This is a genomic window from Xenorhabdus bovienii (genome assembly GCF_024721015.1).
In the GTDB taxonomy this organism is placed as follows: Bacteria; Pseudomonadota; Gammaproteobacteria; order Enterobacterales; family Enterobacteriaceae; genus Xenorhabdus; species Xenorhabdus bovienii.
In genome coordinates this window covers 23783-39954 of record NZ_JANAIF010000019.1, presented here as the reverse complement: position 1 = coordinate 39954, position 16172 = coordinate 23783, and the positions used below count along the sequence as shown (strand labels likewise).

13 protein-coding genes and 4 tRNA genes are annotated in these 16172 nt (G+C 47.4%); 1 reads left to right on the top strand and 16 read right to left on the bottom strand.

The window, feature by feature from the left end:
* The first annotated feature begins 1 nt into the window (after window position 1).
* A complete protein-coding gene (gene hemY, locus NXS07_RS07255) occupies window positions 2-1207 on the top strand; it encodes a protoheme IX biogenesis protein HemY (RefSeq protein WP_258086458.1) in 1206 nt (401 codons plus the stop codon).
* A gap of 755 nt (window positions 1208-1962) precedes the next feature.
* On the opposite strand, the gene NXS07_RS07250 is transcribed toward hemY, so the two are convergent.
* From NXS07_RS07250 to wzzE, 16 genes are all read right to left on the bottom strand, one after another.
* A tRNA-Pro gene (locus NXS07_RS07250) sits at window positions 1963-2039 on the bottom strand.
* A gap of 30 nt (window positions 2040-2069) precedes the next feature.
* A tRNA-Leu gene (locus NXS07_RS07245) sits at window positions 2070-2156 on the bottom strand.
* Window positions 2157-2171: 15 nt separating this feature from the next.
* Window positions 2172-2247: transfer RNA gene (locus NXS07_RS07240), tRNA-His, on the bottom strand.
* A 96-nt stretch (window positions 2248-2343) separates the two neighbouring features.
* Window positions 2344-2420, bottom strand: a tRNA-Arg gene (locus NXS07_RS07235).
* Between the two features lie 148 nt (window positions 2421-2568).
* A complete protein-coding gene (gene thrP / locus NXS07_RS07230) occupies window positions 2569-3954 on the bottom strand; it encodes a bifunctional threonine/serine APC transporter ThrP (protein ID WP_038192748.1) in 1386 nt (461 codons plus the stop codon).
* A gap of 276 nt (window positions 3955-4230) precedes the next feature.
* The gene (gene wecG / locus NXS07_RS07225; RefSeq protein WP_038214031.1) at window positions 4231-4968 is read right to left on the bottom strand and encodes a lipopolysaccharide N-acetylmannosaminouronosyltransferase; all 738 of its coding nucleotides are present in this window, start codon (window positions 4966-4968) and stop codon (window positions 4231-4233) included.
* On the bottom strand, window positions 4965-6383 hold the full coding sequence (gene wzyE / locus NXS07_RS07220; protein WP_258086457.1) for an ECA oligosaccharide polymerase: 1419 nt from the start codon (window positions 6381-6383) through the stop codon (window positions 4965-4967). Before wzyE ends, wecG begins: the two co-directional genes overlap by 4 nt.
* Window positions 6383-7462: a TDP-N-acetylfucosamine:lipid II N-acetylfucosaminyltransferase gene (locus NXS07_RS07215; protein WP_038214028.1), complete on the bottom strand. Its 1080-nt coding sequence runs from the start codon at window positions 7460-7462 to the stop codon at window positions 6383-6385. The genes wzyE and NXS07_RS07215 overlap by 1 nt, the downstream gene beginning before the upstream one ends.
* Window positions 7459-8709, bottom strand: coding sequence for a lipid III flippase WzxE (wzxE, locus tag NXS07_RS07210; protein WP_038207801.1), 1251 nt, complete (start codon window positions 8707-8709; stop codon window positions 7459-7461). Before wzxE ends, NXS07_RS07215 begins: the two co-directional genes overlap by 4 nt.
* 1 nt (window position 8710) lies before the next feature.
* A complete protein-coding gene (rffA, locus tag NXS07_RS07205; RefSeq protein ID WP_038192761.1) occupies window positions 8711-9841 on the bottom strand; it encodes a dTDP-4-amino-4,6-dideoxygalactose transaminase in 1131 nt (376 codons plus the stop codon).
* A gap of 1 nt (window position 9842) precedes the next feature.
* Window positions 9843-10571, bottom strand: a complete 729-nt coding sequence (rffC, locus tag NXS07_RS07200) for a dTDP-4-amino-4,6-dideoxy-D-galactose acyltransferase (protein WP_038207803.1) — start codon at window positions 10569-10571, stop codon at window positions 9843-9845.
* Entirely contained in the window at window positions 10555-11430 is an 876-nt protein-coding gene (rfbA, locus tag NXS07_RS07195) for a glucose-1-phosphate thymidylyltransferase RfbA (RefSeq protein WP_038207804.1), read from the bottom strand. The genes rffC and rfbA overlap by 17 nt, the downstream gene beginning before the upstream one ends.
* Window positions 11431-11448: 18 nt before the next feature.
* Window positions 11449-12519 (bottom strand): dTDP-glucose 4,6-dehydratase, encoded by a 1071-nt coding sequence (gene rffG / locus NXS07_RS07190; protein ID WP_038221384.1) that lies wholly within the window; start codon window positions 12517-12519, stop codon window positions 11449-11451.
* A complete protein-coding gene (gene wecC, locus NXS07_RS07185) occupies window positions 12516-13778 on the bottom strand; it encodes a UDP-N-acetyl-D-mannosamine dehydrogenase (RefSeq protein WP_046337705.1) in 1263 nt (420 codons plus the stop codon). Before wecC ends, rffG begins: the two co-directional genes overlap by 4 nt.
* Window positions 13775-14905: a non-hydrolyzing UDP-N-acetylglucosamine 2-epimerase gene (gene wecB / locus NXS07_RS07180; RefSeq protein WP_038221386.1), complete on the bottom strand. Its 1131-nt coding sequence runs from the start codon at window positions 14903-14905 to the stop codon at window positions 13775-13777. Before wecB ends, wecC begins: the two co-directional genes overlap by 4 nt.
* A gap of 198 nt (window positions 14906-15103) precedes the next feature.
* On the bottom strand, window positions 15104-16159 hold the full coding sequence (gene wzzE, locus NXS07_RS07175) for an ECA polysaccharide chain length modulation protein (protein ID WP_038221387.1): 1056 nt from the start codon (window positions 16157-16159) through the stop codon (window positions 15104-15106).
* Window positions 16160-16172: the final 13 nt, after the last annotated feature.

Sequence of the window (16172 nt, the reverse complement as noted above, 5' to 3'; positions counted from 1 at the left end):
CATGCTGAAAGTATTATTGCTGTTCATTATCCTCATAGTAGGTGTTGTACTCGGCCCTCTGTTGTCCGGGCATCAGGGGTACGTTTTGATCCAAACAGACAATCACAATATCACCACCAGCGTCACTGCGATGGTGATTATATTTGTTCTGTTACAGTTCCTGCTGATTTTAATCGGCTGGTGTTACCGCAGGTTGATACGTACCAGTACGTTCACCCACAGTTGGCTCTTTGGCGGATACAAACGCAGCCGGGCACGTTTGCAGACCAAACAGGCCCTGCTCAAATTGGCCGAAGGGGACTTCAAGCAGGTTGAACATTTGATGACCCGTAATGCTGACCATGCGGAAAACCCCGTCGTCAACTATTTACTGGCCGCAGAAGCCGCCCAGCAGCGTGGCGATTACCTCCGTACCAACCAGTATATTGAACGTGCCGCAGAAGTCGCCGATAAAGATCAGTTGCCTGTCGATATTACCCGAGTCCGTATCCAACTGGCACAAGGCGAAGTTCATGCCGCCCGCAATGGTGTGGATAAGCTACTGAACCACGCACCGCGCCATCCTGAAGTACTGCGACTGGCGGAGCAGGCTTATACGCAGTCAGGAGCCTACCAATCCCTCATCGATATCCTGCCTTCTCTGATAAAGGTTGGTTTGTGTGATGAAGAACATATTCATCAATTGCGCCAGCAAGCCTACATCGGGTTGATGAATCAGATCATGGCAGAAAAAGGCAGTACGGGATTGAAGGCATGGTGGAAAGATCAGAGTCGCAAACTCCGCAATGATATCGTGCTACAAGTCGCCATGGCCGAACATCTGATTGAGTGTAATGATCACGACACTGCACAGCAGATTGTCCTCAATGGGTTAAAGCAGCAATATGACGAACGCCTGCTGCTGTTAATTCCACACTTAAAGACAGATGATGCCGAAGCCGTGCAAAAATCACTGGCGTATTTATTAAAGCAGCATGGAGCGACACCATTACTGAACAGTACACTTGGGCAGGTAGCCTTACACCACGGTCAGTGGGCTGAGGCTGAAACCGCATTCAAGACGGCTCTTGCACAGCGTCCTGACGCCCATGATTATGCTTGGCTTGCCGATGCGTTCGATAGACAGCATAAGCGTGAAGAAGCCGCTCAAACACGTAGCAAAGGCTTTATGCTGACTCTGAAGCGCGAAAGTGATGCAGAAGAATAAAACACCTTCATGTTAGATGAAAATTCACCAAGGTTAACGGTTGCAATACCTATCGATACTATTGAATCGTTAACCTTGGTGCATCATGCAAATCTCAGGATACAAGCAAAAAAAACACCTATCAAAAAAGACAGGTGTATAAATACAATCAGGTCTACAGACGGATAGTGCCTCACTCAACGTTGTGTCCGGTTGGTGATGAAAAGACTAAATGCTTATTCATCTATAACGTGGACCATAGGCACTGATAATCAGCTCTACATCATCCCGAGGTTTATGAAGTCTGTGCTGTCATAAGGAGTGGGATGAGTATCTACAATTCTTTATAAGCACGTTTCGTGCCAACTTTTAGTCATCAGGTTAATTCTCTCTTACTCAAGATGTATCAGATACCCGACAACAGGCATTCGACTTCTCACTAAGAATAATCGAACAATACCGTCTCTCATTTGAGACGCCCTTTCAGCTGTTTACATATAGAAGATAATAATCAATGAGTTAAATGTCTCCAAACCGAGACATTCAATAGTATGTTTGTCGCGGAAATACAACACCATACATAAAAGACATTTAAAAACAAATAGTTATAACACCTATAAAAGTGCAAAAATAATAGATTTCAAGCTACAAGTGGGAAATGACAAAAAGAAATGAAGGGCTTTTTGATAGTTGGGAAATAACGATTAGAAATAGCATCTCTCCCAGAGATACAAAAAGAAAAAGCCCTGCAAAAATAGCAGGGCTTTCTCAGAATTTGGTCGGCGAGAGAGGATTCGAACCTCCGACCCACTGGTCCCAAACCAGTTGCGCTACCAAGCTGCGCTACTCGCCGAAATGTACTTCTTCTACAATCTCTTTTTTATGGTGCGAAGGGGGGGAATTGAACCCCCACGTCCGTAAGGACACTAACACCTGAAGCTAGCGCGTCTACCAATTCCGCCACCATCGCGTGTCATAAAAAAGATGGGGTGGCTAATGGGACTCGAACCCACGACAACTGGAATCACAATCCAGGGCTCTACCAACTGAGCTATAGCCACCATAACAACTATCTTTTCGAAAGTTATCTTTTCATAAACTGCTTACAACGTCGTTCACCACGATAACCCACTGCCACTGCTCTCGCACGCTTTAAATGGCGCGCCCGACAGGATTCGAACCTGAGACCTCTGCCTCCGGAGGGCAGCGCTCTATCCAGCTGAGCTACGGGCGCTTAACGCCGTTGCGGTGGAGGATAGTACGGATTTAATGTCGAACTGTCCAGTGCTTTTTTTAAGGAAATGATTTGTTTGATTGCACTTCAATCACTTCGTTGATAAAGCCAGCATATTTCCACCGCAAAGGGTTTATTTGGTCAATAATTAATCTAACGAACTATTTTGCGTTTTGCCGCAAATAAATTTCCCCAGCCAATAAGCCAGTGACACAAATAGTAAAAATGCGCCACCTACCATCAGTGAAAAACGCGTATCCGGGTTAATCGCCATCCCTATCAGAACACAACTCAGAAATACCAGAGTCAGGTAATTGACGTAAGGGAAAAGGAGCGACTTAAACCGATGCTGTTTCAATGCTTCCTGATTCTGCTGGCGGAAACGCAACTGGCTTACCAGAATGACAAACCACGGTACCATACCGGGCAATACGCTGGCACTATAAACGTAAACGAATACCGACTGTGGATTTGGGATCAGGTAGTTCAGGGTGGAACCTACAATCAGGCAGCCAATGGTGATCGCAATACATCTCACAGGTACGCCATTTTTTGACAATTTCAGCAATGAAGCCGGTAACTGGCGATTCTTCGCCAAGGCATACAGCATTCTGCCACCACTGTACATGCCGCTATTACATCCCGAAAGCGCAGCAGTCAGCACCACAAAGTTAATGACCGCTGCGGCAGAAGCAATCCCTACTTTGGAAAAAACCATAACAAACGGGCTGCCATGCGTGCCAGCTTCTGTCCACGGGAACAGGGTCACAACAATAAAAATCGCACCGACATAAAAGATCAGGATACGCCACAGAATATTGTTAATGGCCTTTTTAAGTGTTACCTGTGGGTTTTTGGCTTCCCCTGCTGTAATGCCAACCAGCTCCACTCCCTGATACGAGGCCACCACGATACAGAGGGCAAACAAGAACCCTTTCCAGCCACCAGAGAAAAAGCCGCCATGCGCGGTCAAATTATCCAAGCCAATAGGCTGCCAGTCATTACCCAGTCCGAAAAAGATCAAACCGATACCAATCAGGATCATTACGATAATCGTGGTCACTTTGATCATGGCAAACCAGAATTCCAGCTCCCCATACAAACGCACGGCCGCCAAGTTCGCTAGGGCAACCAACCCGACAGCAACCAATGCAGAAACCCATTGGGGCAGATCTGGGAACCAGAATTCTGCATAGACCCCCACAGCGGTGATTTCTGAAATCCCCACTGAAACCCACATAAACCAGTAGCCCCAAGCCGTCAGACATCCCCAATAAGGACTGAGGTACTTATGTCCAAACGCGGCGAATGAGCCAGTGACGGGTTCAAGGAACAGCATTTCCCCCATCGAACGCATGATGAAAAAAACAAAAATCCCAGCGATGATGTAAGCCAACAGAACCGAAGGTCCCGCCCATTTCAATGTGCTGGCAGATCCCATGAACAGTCCAACGCCGATTGTGCCACCTAGCGCAATCAGCTCAATATGACGTGCCTCAAGTCCCCTTTGCAGGCTTTGTTTTGAATCACTCATAAAACTCCCTATCCATTTTTATGATGTCTCTATTTGCAAGCAGAAAATTACAGGAATTGATAATCAATCATTGTAAAAAAAGGCAGGGATCAAAACACGTTTTGCCCATCAGTGAAATAAAAAATTATAAAATCGAGTCAAAGCCTGTTTCATTATGCATAGTGAATAACAGACACAATGGATGTATGGAATGAAAAGAAATTAGCGAGGCAGGTCAAACCCACGATATCCATCCTAATCACTGATGTTGATACAGTGGGTAGCTAAATAACGGGTTTACAGCTTACCACCGTAATAATAGCCCAGAAATTTCAATAGCTTGATTTGCCTCCGGATGCGGCTTGGCTGCGATAACAGACGATAAAGCCACTCCAATCCCAAATTTTGCCAAATTTTCGGTGCACGTTTGACATGTCCGGTAAAGACATCATACGTTCCTCCTACGCCCATATACAGTGCGCCAGAGTACACTTTACGGCAATCACGCATGAAAATTTCCTGTTTAGGCGATCCCATGGCTACCGAGACAATGGCGGCACCACTGGCATGGATACGCTCAAACACCGCATCACGCCCTTCCTGGGTAAAATAACCGTCCTGACTGCCGACAATATTAACGTTCCACTGACTACGCAGTTTGTTTTCTGTCTGCGCCAGAACATCAGGTTTTCCACCCACCAGAAATACCGGCGTACCTTCCTGACCTGCCCGTTCCATCAAAGCTTCCCATAAATCCGCCCCCGCAATGCGGGACACCTGCGCATCGGGATATTTGCGGCGAATGGCGCGCACGATACTAATGCCATCGGCATATAAGTATTCAGCCTCATCCAGCAATATGTTCAGCGCATTGTCTTTTTCCGCAGTGAGGACTTTTTCTGCATTAATCGCAACCAATGTACCTGTTTTTACCTGCCCATCCTGAAAAAGATGATCGAGGAAATGCGACATTCCACGAAAGCCCCAGAGACTGAGGCCACGGATACGGTATTTTGGAATGTTATTCAGTGTCATTTTTCTTCCTTAACATCCGCAATAGTGGATATTTTCTGCGACGCAGGCACATTACTGATGACAAATTTTCGAACCAGCCCCACGCTTTCAAACAACCAATAAAACAATTTTGCGACCACCAGACACAAACCAAAAATGAGGCAAAAAAACACCACTCGAGAAACAAAAGAATCCATTCCTTCACGGGCAAGGACAATGATGTTAAAAATCGCCCCAAAACAGAAAGCCTGCAAAATTGCTGCCTTATAGCGATTAACTTCCTGTTTTCCCGCTTCATAGACCCAGTCAAACCATTTGATAATCAATCCGACAACAATCGCGCCAAAGGGGATAAAAAATACGCCGCCCATTACCACCAATGAGCCTATCAAGGTTGGAGAGATCGCCAGACCAGAGTGATTATCCAGCACATCCCACGTAAAGTAATTTGCCGTGTTCAATATCAGATTAGGTCTGTCCGGCCACATCCAACTTGGAATAAAAACATAGAAATCACGGGCAATCGGCGCCAGTCCCTGAAAATCAATTTTGCCGTAATTATCCAGCAGCAAAGCGAGGTTTTCCCACGGAGAAAAGGTATCCCTCGTCAGGTACAGGAAAGTATAAAATGCTTCCGAACCGCTCACATCAAGCCCATAACGTTTCAATGCCAGCCAGAACATGCCGACGATCCCGATGACACCCGCCAAAAGTAGCATCCACAAAGTGATCCAGCCACGGACAATTCCAATAAACAGAAATAATGCAAAAGCCAGAATAATGTTAGCCCGTGTTCCCCCAACTATCACATAAGTCAGTATGCCAAACCCGACTGTCGCCACCAAAAAGCACAACCAGCGGGTTTTAGTGGGTTTCAGGAAAAACACCACCAGCATGGCAGGAATAAAAAAGTAGAAAAACCGCTTGAGTGCCACGCCGGAAACTTGATTGGAAAATATCTGGCTATACGACTGTAGCTTAAACAGCAAGAAGCCGTTCTGCATAAAGAACGAGCCAACTGTAAAGATAGCAATGCTGGCCAACAACAGCCACGTCAGGTTAGTTTCCACCCGATTCATGGTGAACAGCGGCCGGCGAGACACGACAGAAGATGGTGTGCTAAACGAGGCTGTCTTACGGGCTGGCGTCTTATAACTGAGACGTGTTTTATAACTGACATAATAAATAGCATAAAAACAGCCAGAAGCCAGCATCGCGTACAACAATGAGTCTACAGGGACTATCTGCACCTCAAAATGGAACACCAACATACAGGTCAACGGAAAGCCAAAATAGAATGTCAGCAAATAAAGCAGTGAAAAAAAGATATTAAAGTTAAAGCGAACGCGCCGGAACTCTTGATATGTCAGGGTTAGGATAAAGAACAGCGAGATCACGTAAACAACAAATAACCCGCTGAATTGCGTCAAAGTCATTAATACTCTCCCAATGCAGCCGACAGGGCGGCTTTCCACCCTTCAATGAAATTGGGATCAAAAAAGGCAATCGCCTTTTTATCGAGGGACAGCATTTGACGCTGTGCTTCCTGCACCCAGTGTTTATTCAGTTCATCTCCATCAAACAGTACGGGGATCTGCTGTTCTGTCAGATCGTGCCAGAATGGATTCTGACGGCTCAGGACAAACGGAATACCAAATTGAATTAACAGGCAAAGAGTTCCGACTCCCTGCTGGCGATTGAAAATGAAATAGCCTAAATCGCATTGACGCAGCAATGACAGATAGTCGTCAAAAGCCATTTTATTTTTCAAAATATGGACGTTTTCCGCCCGAAACAGCGACAATGCGGTTTGCTCCACACATTGTACATAGGCTTGATTATCGCCGGGATAACCCATTGGCATAATCACTCGTGCTTCATCACCAAATTGACCGTGAATCTTGTTTAACGCTTCAATATGGCGGTTAGATTGATCACCGGAATTCCCCAGCAGAATGGTGATCCCCTCTGACGGGCATGTCTTTTCCGTTACGGTTAGTGATGGCTCCATACGCGTTGGAAAATAGAGCAGTGTTGACGGTACATTGGGGTTGGACTGGCTAAAATACTGGAGATCACCATGCGTGGCAAAAACCTGCCCTACCCGTTTCTGTGCCAAACGACGAAGCTGATAGAACAAACGGAATTTTAGCTGGCGGGAGTCTTCATATAAGTCAGCCCCCCAAGCGTGCCACCAGAATTGATGGCGTTTGATTTTGCCAACCAGTAAAGCCAGCCACAAAGCCGCATTGAACTGGCCGTGGAAAAAGAAACGGGTCTTTCTGTCTGCCTGCGCTTTCTCTATCACAGCCCGTGCCAAAGCAGCTTTGCTGCCATAAACCGTGATCGCCAAGGCCGGGTAATTAGATAGCCATGTGTGGTCTTTGGACACCACCATAAAACACGGTTTAGCTGGAAAAATCATTTCCTGAGCCAAGACGTCATTAAAGAAACGCAATAACGTTTGATTGTGATGTGGAATATCCGATCCCAAGACGTGAATTAGGGTTGTCATGCTCGCCTGCGATAAATAATAAATACACTACAACAAAGGATGAAATAAATAATGTAAGTTGCCATGTATGACTGCGCCGCCCCCAACGCTCCATTTTCGGGTATCAGCCAATGAGAGAAGCCTGTCAGCAGCAGAAATTGACTGATTTCAGTCAGTACATAAAAACGCAGCGCCGCTTTCGCTATCACCAGATAACCAAAAACATAAGCGCCAACTTTCAAAACGTCGCCCACCAGCTGCCATGCGAATAGATCCCGCATCGCGGTGAATTTATCTGAAAACAGCAGCCAAATCACAAAATCACGCAACAGCCAAACTGAAAAGCTGGCTGCGGCAACGGCAGGTAACACAAACTTCAGCGCCTTGACGATTTCGCCAGTAATTTCTTGCTTACTTTCCAATCGGGAAAGTGTCGGCAACAAATAGACGGTGAAAGAGGCGGTGATAAACTGCAAATAGGCATCCGAAATGCTGCTCACACCCTGCCAGATTCCGACTTCCTCCCAGCTATAACGCTCTGCCATCAGATTTCGCATCATGATATAAGCCACTGGTAGCGTCATAGAAGTCAGAAGCGCCATCAGCGTGAATTTCCCCAGATGGCTGGCAATCACGCGATCCCACATGGGCTTTAATGCTGAAAACGTAATCACCTTACTGCGCAGGATCATCAACCCCGCTGGCAGAACCACCAAAGCCGGTACCAAAGCCAAGCCCGCTAGCGCGCCTTCATAGCCTCCCAGCCAATAACAGAGGCCATAGGCAATCATTCCTGTCAGGCTACCCAGAATAATCGACAGTGCGTTGCCCTGAGCATCCCTGAAACCTTTTAGGATGGCCAGAAAATAGTTGGCGTAAGCAATACCCATTTGGATAAATGCGAGCGCCTGTACAACTGTTTTGTAGTTATTGTGACCAAACAGGCCGATACTGATGGCGTCAGTGAACAAGAGAAAAATAACCGCCAACAGGGTGGAAAACCCCAGAATAATCGAAGACGAAGTACCCAGTATCGCCCTGAGTTTTTCCGGCTGCTGATGGTGTTCCGCTACATATTTGGTGACACCGTTAAAAATCCCCGCACCAGACAGCACGCCCAGTACGGTAATCAGTTGGCGAAAGTTGCCCGCCTGCCCAACACCCGCTGGGCCGAAGGACACCGCCAGAAGTTTAATGACCAGCAGCCCCACACCGATTTTGATTAGTGTGGAACCCGCCGTCCATACAGAAGCTTTAGCAAGTGACATATCAGGCAAAAAATTCCTTGATACGGTTGATAACTACCTGCTGCTCTTCATCAGTAATGTTGTAAAACATTGGCAAACGCACCAACCGCTCACTATCGCTGGTCGTAAAACGATCTTCTCCATGGAAACGACCACATTTTTCGCCAGCCGGACTCGTATGCAATGCTACGTAATGGAACACTGTCAGAATATTTGCTTCTTGCATGTAGCGGTTGAATGCGCCGCGCTCCTCGACACCTTTTAGTTTGATGTAGAACATATGAGCATTATGTTCCAGACCCTCCGGCACAACTGGCAAGGTCAGATGTCCCGCTTCTGCGAATGGCTGCAAGGCCTGATAATAGTTATCCCACAGGGATAAGCGGCGCTGGTTGATATTCTCAGCAATTTCCAGCTGCCCCCAAAGGTATGCAGCTTGCAGATCAGACAGCAAATAACTGGAGCCAATATCACGCCACGTGTATTTATCCACCTGTCCACGGAAGAATTGGCTACGGTTGGTTCCTTTTTCACGAATAATTTCGGCACGGGCAATCATCGATTCATCGTTGATTAATATCGCACCACCTTCACCGCCGGAAGAGTAGTTCTTGGTTTCGTGGAAGCTGAAACAACCGATATGGCCAATAGTACCGAGTGCGCGGCCTTTATAGGTGGACATCACGCCTTGGGCGGCATCTTCCACCACATACAGGTTATATTTTTCCGCCAGCGCCATGATGACATCCATTTCACAGGCAACACCCGCATAATGCACTGGCGCAATGGCACGGGTTTTGTCTGTAATGGCTGCTTCAATCTTGGTTTCATCCATATTCATCGTGTCTGGGCGGATATCCACGAAAACGATGGTTGCACCACGCAGGACGAAGGCGTTGGAGGTCGAAACAAAGGTGTAGCTCGGCATGATGATTTCATCACCCGGCTGGATATTCAACAAAATGGCCGCCATTTCCAATGCTGCTGTACAAGAGGGCGTCAGCAACACCTTCAGACAGTTAAAATGCTGCTCCATCCATTCTTCACAGCGTTTAGTGAAGTGGCCATCGCCGCATAATTTGCCACTGCCCATCGCCTGTTGCATATATTCCAGTTCCGTGCCGACTACTGGTGGTTTGTTAAATGGAATCATCTCATCCTCTGTATAACCAATATGCGGTGCTCTCAATGGTTGCACCACTACGTGTATAAAGACGCAAGGCAGTGATGTTGCTGATTTGTGTTGCCACTCTCAGCCGCTGTATCTGGTGGTTTTCACACCACCGCTGCGCCGCCGACATTAATTTTTTACCAATGCCCCGGTGATAATTGCCCGGAAGGGCTGCCAGTAAGCCAATACGGGCTTCATGGCTACCGATATCTCTCAGGGTGACAAAGCCGATAATTTGACCGTACTCATCGTTGACGAGCAAGCATTCATGGTCAAAAGTACCCAAAACTGCTTTTTCAACCCAAGCCGCATAAAACCGGCCGCTATCATCAGGCTGATACCAAGGTGCCCGAAAGCGGCTGGCCTTGAATACACTGGCTGCTGCTGCCGTCAATACAGGTATATCCTGCGGTGTTGCGGAAATCAGCGCTTGTTTCGACTGAATTCCGGTCGCATTCCTACAACGCATCGCGCCAGAATCCACCGGCAGCAAAAAATCTGCTTCACCTTCCACCAATGAAAACCCCAAGGCAGATAAACCGTCAATGGTGTCCATCTGCTGGGCAGGGACTTTCGCCTGCACCAGTGCATACTCATCTAACTGAGCCGTCGTCAGCACTGATGCCTGCAGTGAAAAGTTCAAACGGGCAGTGGGCAAACCGAAAAATTGGCTATCCCATGCCAGTGATTCAATATTAGCGCGAATAGACATGGAGCAAGTCCATCAGATATTTACCGTAACCCGTTTTTGCCAAGTTGGCAGCAGCGGCTTTTAACTGTTCATCATTCAACCAACCGTGACGCCATGCGATCTCTTCTAGACAGGCAATTTTGAATCCCTGTCGTTTTTCGACGGTCTGCACAAAAGTACTGGCTTCAATCAGGCTGTCATGGGTGCCGGTATCCAGCCACGCAAACCCGCGTCCCAATAGTTCAACGTTCAATTCGCCGCATTCCAGATACATCTGGTTAATACTGGTGATTTCCAGCTCACCACGGACAGAAGGCTTCACTTGTTTAGCTAAATCCACCACTTTGTTGTCGTAGAAATAGAGCCCGGTGACTGCCCAGTTTGATTTCGGCTGGGCTGGTTTTTCCTCAATCGAGAGTACGCGGTATTGCTCATCAAACTCCACGACACCAAACCGTTCAGGATCCATCACTTGGTAACCGAATACCGTTGCTCCAGTCTGACGGGCAACGACACTTTGCAGTTTCGGACTAAACGCCTGACCAAAGTAGATATTATCTCCGAGCACCAGACAGCAGGCATCATTGCCAATGAATTCTTCACCAATGATAAATGCCTGTGCCAAACCATCGGGAGAAGGCTGCACGGCATAGCTCAGGCGAATACCAAACTGTTCACCACTGCCTAATAAGCGTTTGAAAGCAGGCAAGTCTTCCGGCGTGGAAATAATCAGGATATCGCGTATCCCTGCCAGCATTAAGACTGACAGTGGATAGTAGATCATCGGCTTATCATAAATGGGCAATAACTGCTTTGAGACGCCGCGTGTTATTGGATACAGACGGGTGCCGGAGCCTCCCGCGAGTATAATTCCTTTCATACTATCCCCCAGACAGGTTTATTCATTCGCCAGACCAAGACGTTCACCCGCATAAGAACCGTCCTGAACTCTCCGCCACCAATTCTCATTCTCCAGATACCATTGCACGGTCTTGCGAATACCGGATTCGAAGGTTTCCTGCGGAGTCCAGCCCAATTCGCGCTCAATTTTCGCCGCATCAATGGCATAACGCATATCATGCCCCGGACGATCAGCCACATGAGTAATCAGGTCACGGTAACAGACAATACCTGCGGGTTTTATAGGACGCAGCTCTTCCAGCAGTTCACAGATGGTCTCTACGACATCAATATTTCTGCGCTCGTTATGACCACCAATGTTATAAGTTTCACCCGGTTCTGCCGTGGTAGCGACGAGATGCAGCGCGCGCGCGTGGTCTTCCACATACAACCAGTCACGGATCTGCTCTCCTTTGCCATAGACAGGCAATGGCTTTCCTGCCAATGCATTCAAGATGATCAGAGGGATCAATTTTTCCGGAAAGTGATAAGGACCATAGTTATTCGAACAGTTGGTGATCACGGTCGGTAAGCCATAAGTACGACGCCAGGCCCTGACTAAATGGTCACTGGATGCTTTCGACGCGGAATAAGGGCTACTTGGTGCATAAGGCGTATTTTCTGTGAAGAAACCCTCGTCGCCATGCAAATCGCCATACACTTCATCGGTTGAAATGTGATGGAAACGGAATGCAGCCTGCTTTTCCTGATCCAGTTGCTGCCAGAATGCGCGGGATGCTTCCAGCAAAACATAGGTACCAATGATATTGGTTTCGATAAAGGCAGCAGGCCCATCAATGGAGCGATCCACATGACTTTCGGCCGCAAGGTGCATGACGGCATCCGGTTGATACTGCTGAAATACACGATCTAATGCATCACGCTGGCAGATATCAACCTGCTCAAAGGCATAGCGTGGATGATCAACCACCGATGACAGTGACTCAAGATTACCCGCATAAGTCAAACTATCAACCACAACAACGCTGTCTTCGGTATGATTGATAATATGGCGAACAACAGCAGAACCAATGAAACCTGCACCACCCGTAATCAGAATACGTTTCAACGCCAAACTCCTTTTGTATCAACAACCCATTTTTGTTTTATTTCTCTGCCGGCAATTGCCTTGAACTGGCTGTGATCCACCAGCATCAAAACAACGTCAGCTTCATTCAATGCTTGTTGTATATCAACTAATTCCACACGATCTTTCAGCGAATTAGGCAATTGATGAACATTCGGTTCAACCGCTACAGTTTGACCAACATGCCACTGTGCCACCATCTTCGTGATATAAACAGCCGGGCTTTCCCGTAAGTCATCAATGTTTGGTTTAAAAGCCAGACCAAAACAGGCTATTTTAATTTCATCCGCCCGTTTACCACTCTCCACCAGACAGTCCGCGACTGCGGCTTTCACTTGGTCAACCACCCAAAGCGGCTTGCCATCATTAACCAGACGCGCGGTATGAATCAAGCGAGATTGTGCCGGGTTCTGGGATACGATAAACCACGGATCTACCGCGATACAGTGCCCGCCTACGCCAGGGCCGGGTTGCAGGATATTGACGCGTGGATGGCGGTTTGCCAGACTGATTAGTTCCCAGACATTGATCCCCTGTTCGGCACAGATCAGGGAAAGTTCGTTGGCAAAGGCAATATTGACATCACGGAAACTGTTTTCAGTCAATTTGCACATTTCTGCCGTTTTGGCATTAGTGACAACGCACTCGCCTTCAAGGAAAATTTTGTACAGCTCGCTCGCCCTACGGGACGATTTTAGTGTCATGCCGCCCACTACGCGATCGTTCTTGATCAATTCCACCATGACTTGACCCGGTAAAACACGCTCAGGACAGTACGCGATATCAATGTCTGCATTTTCGCCTGCCTGCTGTGGGAATGAGAGCTCAGGACGTGCCGCTGCTAGCCATTCTGCCATCTGTTCGGTCGCACCAACAGGAGAAGTGGATTCCAAAATGATCAAATCCCCTTTTTTCAAAACTGGCGCTATCGATTCTGCCGCAGAACGCACATAGGCCATGTCAGGCTCATGCTCGCCCTTAAACGGCGTTGGTACTGCAATCAGGAAAGCATCCGCAGGCTGCGGACAAGTCACGGCCTTCAGGTAACCGCCTTCAACAGCGGTTTTCACCACTTTGTCCAGATCAGGTTCAACAATATGAATCGCACCACGGTTAATTGTCTCTACCGCATGTTGGTTGACATCCACACCGATGACGTTTTTTTTGCGGGAAGCGAATGCCGCAGCAGTTGGCAAACCGATATAACCAAGGCCGATCACAGAAATTGTTTCAAAGCTCATAATGTCACCTGATTTTTCCTCAATGCTTCAAGAATTCGCTGGCAAGCCTGACCATCACCATAAGGGTTATGAGCGCGGCTCATTTGCTGATAAGCGATGTCATCCGTTAATAGGCGCGTGACTTCCTCAACGATGGTCTGCGTTTTTGTTCCCACCAGCCGCACTGTACCCGCATCAACGGCTTCTGGCCGCTCCGTGGTGTCGCGCATGACCAGAACGGGTTTACCTAGAGAAGGGGCTTCTTCCTGAATACCACCAGAGTCTGTCAGAATCATGTAGGCATGATTCATTAAGTAGACAAATGGCAGATAGTCCTGTGGATTAATGAGAATAACGTTATCAATGTCATGCAGAATACGTTTAACAGGCTCACTCACATTCGGGTTCAAGTGAACAGGATAAACGACCTGAACTTCAGGGTGCGCTCTGGCTACCTGTGCCAACGCTTCACAAATACGCTCAAACCCACCCCCAAAGCTCTCACGGCGGTGACCTGTCACCAGAATCATTTTTTTATTCGGGTCAATAAAGGGGTAAAGTTTAGCAAGCTGACCACTCAGCGCGTCATCACTCACAATGCGATCACGTACCCACAGCAGAGCGTCAATAACCGTATTGCCCGTCACAAAAATAGAGCTTCCGGCAATGGATTCTTTCAAGAGGTTATTTTGAGAGTTTTCTGTCGGTGCAAAATGATACATCGCCAGATGACCTGCGATTTTACGGTTGGCCTCCTCCGGCCACGGGGAGTAAAGATCGCCGGTTCTCAAGCCCGCTTCAATATGGCCTACCGGAATGCGCTGATAGAAAGCGGCCAAGCTGGTCGCCATTGTAGTCGCGGTATCACCATGCACCAACACTACATCTGGTTTGAACTCTTCTAATACTGGCTTCATGCCTTCAAGAATACGACACGTGATATCCGTGAGATCCTGCCCTTTTTTCATGATATTGAGGTCAAAATCTGGCGTGATCTCAAACAAATGCAGTACCTGATCCAACATCTCCCGATGCTGTGCAGTCACACACACTTTTGCGTCAAAGGCAGCATCCTTGGCCAATGCGTGTACCAAAGGAGCCATTTTGATAGCTTCCGGCCGAGTACCAAACACAGTCAACACTTTCACAGTGGCTCTCTTATTTTGTCAATCATTACTGATGCTTCCAGGAAAGGGCGTTCTTTACCGCCATTTCTATCCCTGCTTCCGATGTATGTGTATGTGTATGTGTATGTGTATGTGTATGTGTATGTGTATGTAGAATACAGACCATCGGAAACAGTCATTAATTTATATTTCCCTGAATAAAACTTATTTGAGCTGATTTTATGTGTGCGAACGCCTTGTCAGCGCGACTCCAGCTCCAACTAACAGACCAATAGCTCCCCACATAATCATCATGAATACACGGCGGGGGGTGTCTCGGTTGACAGGCACCTCAGGGGTTCTGAGGTAACGGTAGGTCTGGAAAGTATTTTGCAGAGTCGGGCCAACATTCAATGTAGCCAACATCGCTATGTTTTGATCATAATCGATGCTGTAATTAGGCCCAGTGACTTCCAAGGTTTCAATTTGTGATTGCAGTAATGGCGCCCCCATCATAAACATCTGGGATTCAGGTAATTCTTCAATGGGAGTGTCTGTTTGATTACGGTTGATGCCTTGTTTTTCAGCTATTTTCAATGATTGCTGCAAGACATTCAATTTGCGGCTGTACATCGCCTTGGCGACCATTTCCTGACGCTTGACCAGCGCTTTCATCGACTGGATACGGGTTGCCCACGCACCTTTAATCTCATTGTTCAGGTGAGTACTCGCACGTTGATTAGCAAACGCCATATACTCTCGCAGGAACTGATTGGCATTCACTGCCGTTTCTGCCGTCAATTTTATGACTTCATTCGGTAATTTTTTATCATCACGCCGTAACACTTGAATCGTATTAATTAACTCTTCCAGCAATACCGCATCTGCTTTCTCATTACCTTCCCTGTACTGTTTGTAATAATCAGACTGAAGCCAGAATTCGCGGCGGGTATCATACGCCACCACCTGTGTGATGAATTCTTTGTATGCACCATCTGAAATAGTCGGCAGTTGTGCCTCTGGAGAGGCATTGATGTGGGTATCCAGGTTGCGCAGAAATTGTTGTTGTGAATAATAACTCCCCAGATCATTGGTCGTCGGTAAATCCACAATCGCGGTTGCGCTCCATTTCTGCTGCATCAGGTACGATGTACCTAAAGCAACGGCAGCGAAAATCATTGCCAGTGCGATAATCCATATCTTTCCGCGCCACAGAGCATGACACAGTGCACGAATATCCAACTCATGCTCTATAACAGATTGATCCTGCTTAGATTTCGTTTCTGAGTTTATCACTGCCCAAAACCTC

Coding starts and splice junctions, on each gene's coding strand:
- hemY (WP_258086458.1), top strand. CDS start 2: ATGCTGAAAGTATTATTGCTGTTCATTATCCTCATAGTAGGTGTTGTA.
- thrP (WP_038192748.1), bottom strand. CDS start 3,954: ATGAGTGATTCAAAACAAAGCCTGCAAAGGGGACTTGAGGCACGTCAT.
- wecG (WP_038214031.1), bottom strand. CDS start 4,968: ATGACACTGAATAACATTCCAAAATACCGTATCCGTGGCCTCAGTCTC.
- wzyE (WP_258086457.1), bottom strand. CDS start 6,383: ATGACTTTGACGCAATTCAGCGGGTTATTTGTTGTTTACGTGATCTCG.
- NXS07_RS07215 (WP_038214028.1), bottom strand. CDS start 7,462: ATGACAACCCTAATTCACGTCTTGGGATCGGATATTCCACATCACAAT.
- wzxE (WP_038207801.1), bottom strand. CDS start 8,709: ATGTCACTTGCTAAAGCTTCTGTATGGACGGCGGGTTCCACACTAATC.
- rffA (WP_038192761.1), bottom strand. CDS start 9,841: ATGATTCCATTTAACAAACCACCAGTAGTCGGCACGGAACTGGAATAT.
- rffC (WP_038207803.1), bottom strand. CDS start 10,571: ATGTCTATTCGCGCTAATATTGAATCACTGGCATGGGATAGCCAATTT.
- rfbA (WP_038207804.1), bottom strand. CDS start 11,430: ATGAAAGGAATTATACTCGCGGGAGGCTCCGGCACCCGTCTGTATCCA.
- wecC (WP_046337705.1), bottom strand. CDS start 13,778: ATGAGCTTTGAAACAATTTCTGTGATCGGCCTTGGTTATATCGGTTTG.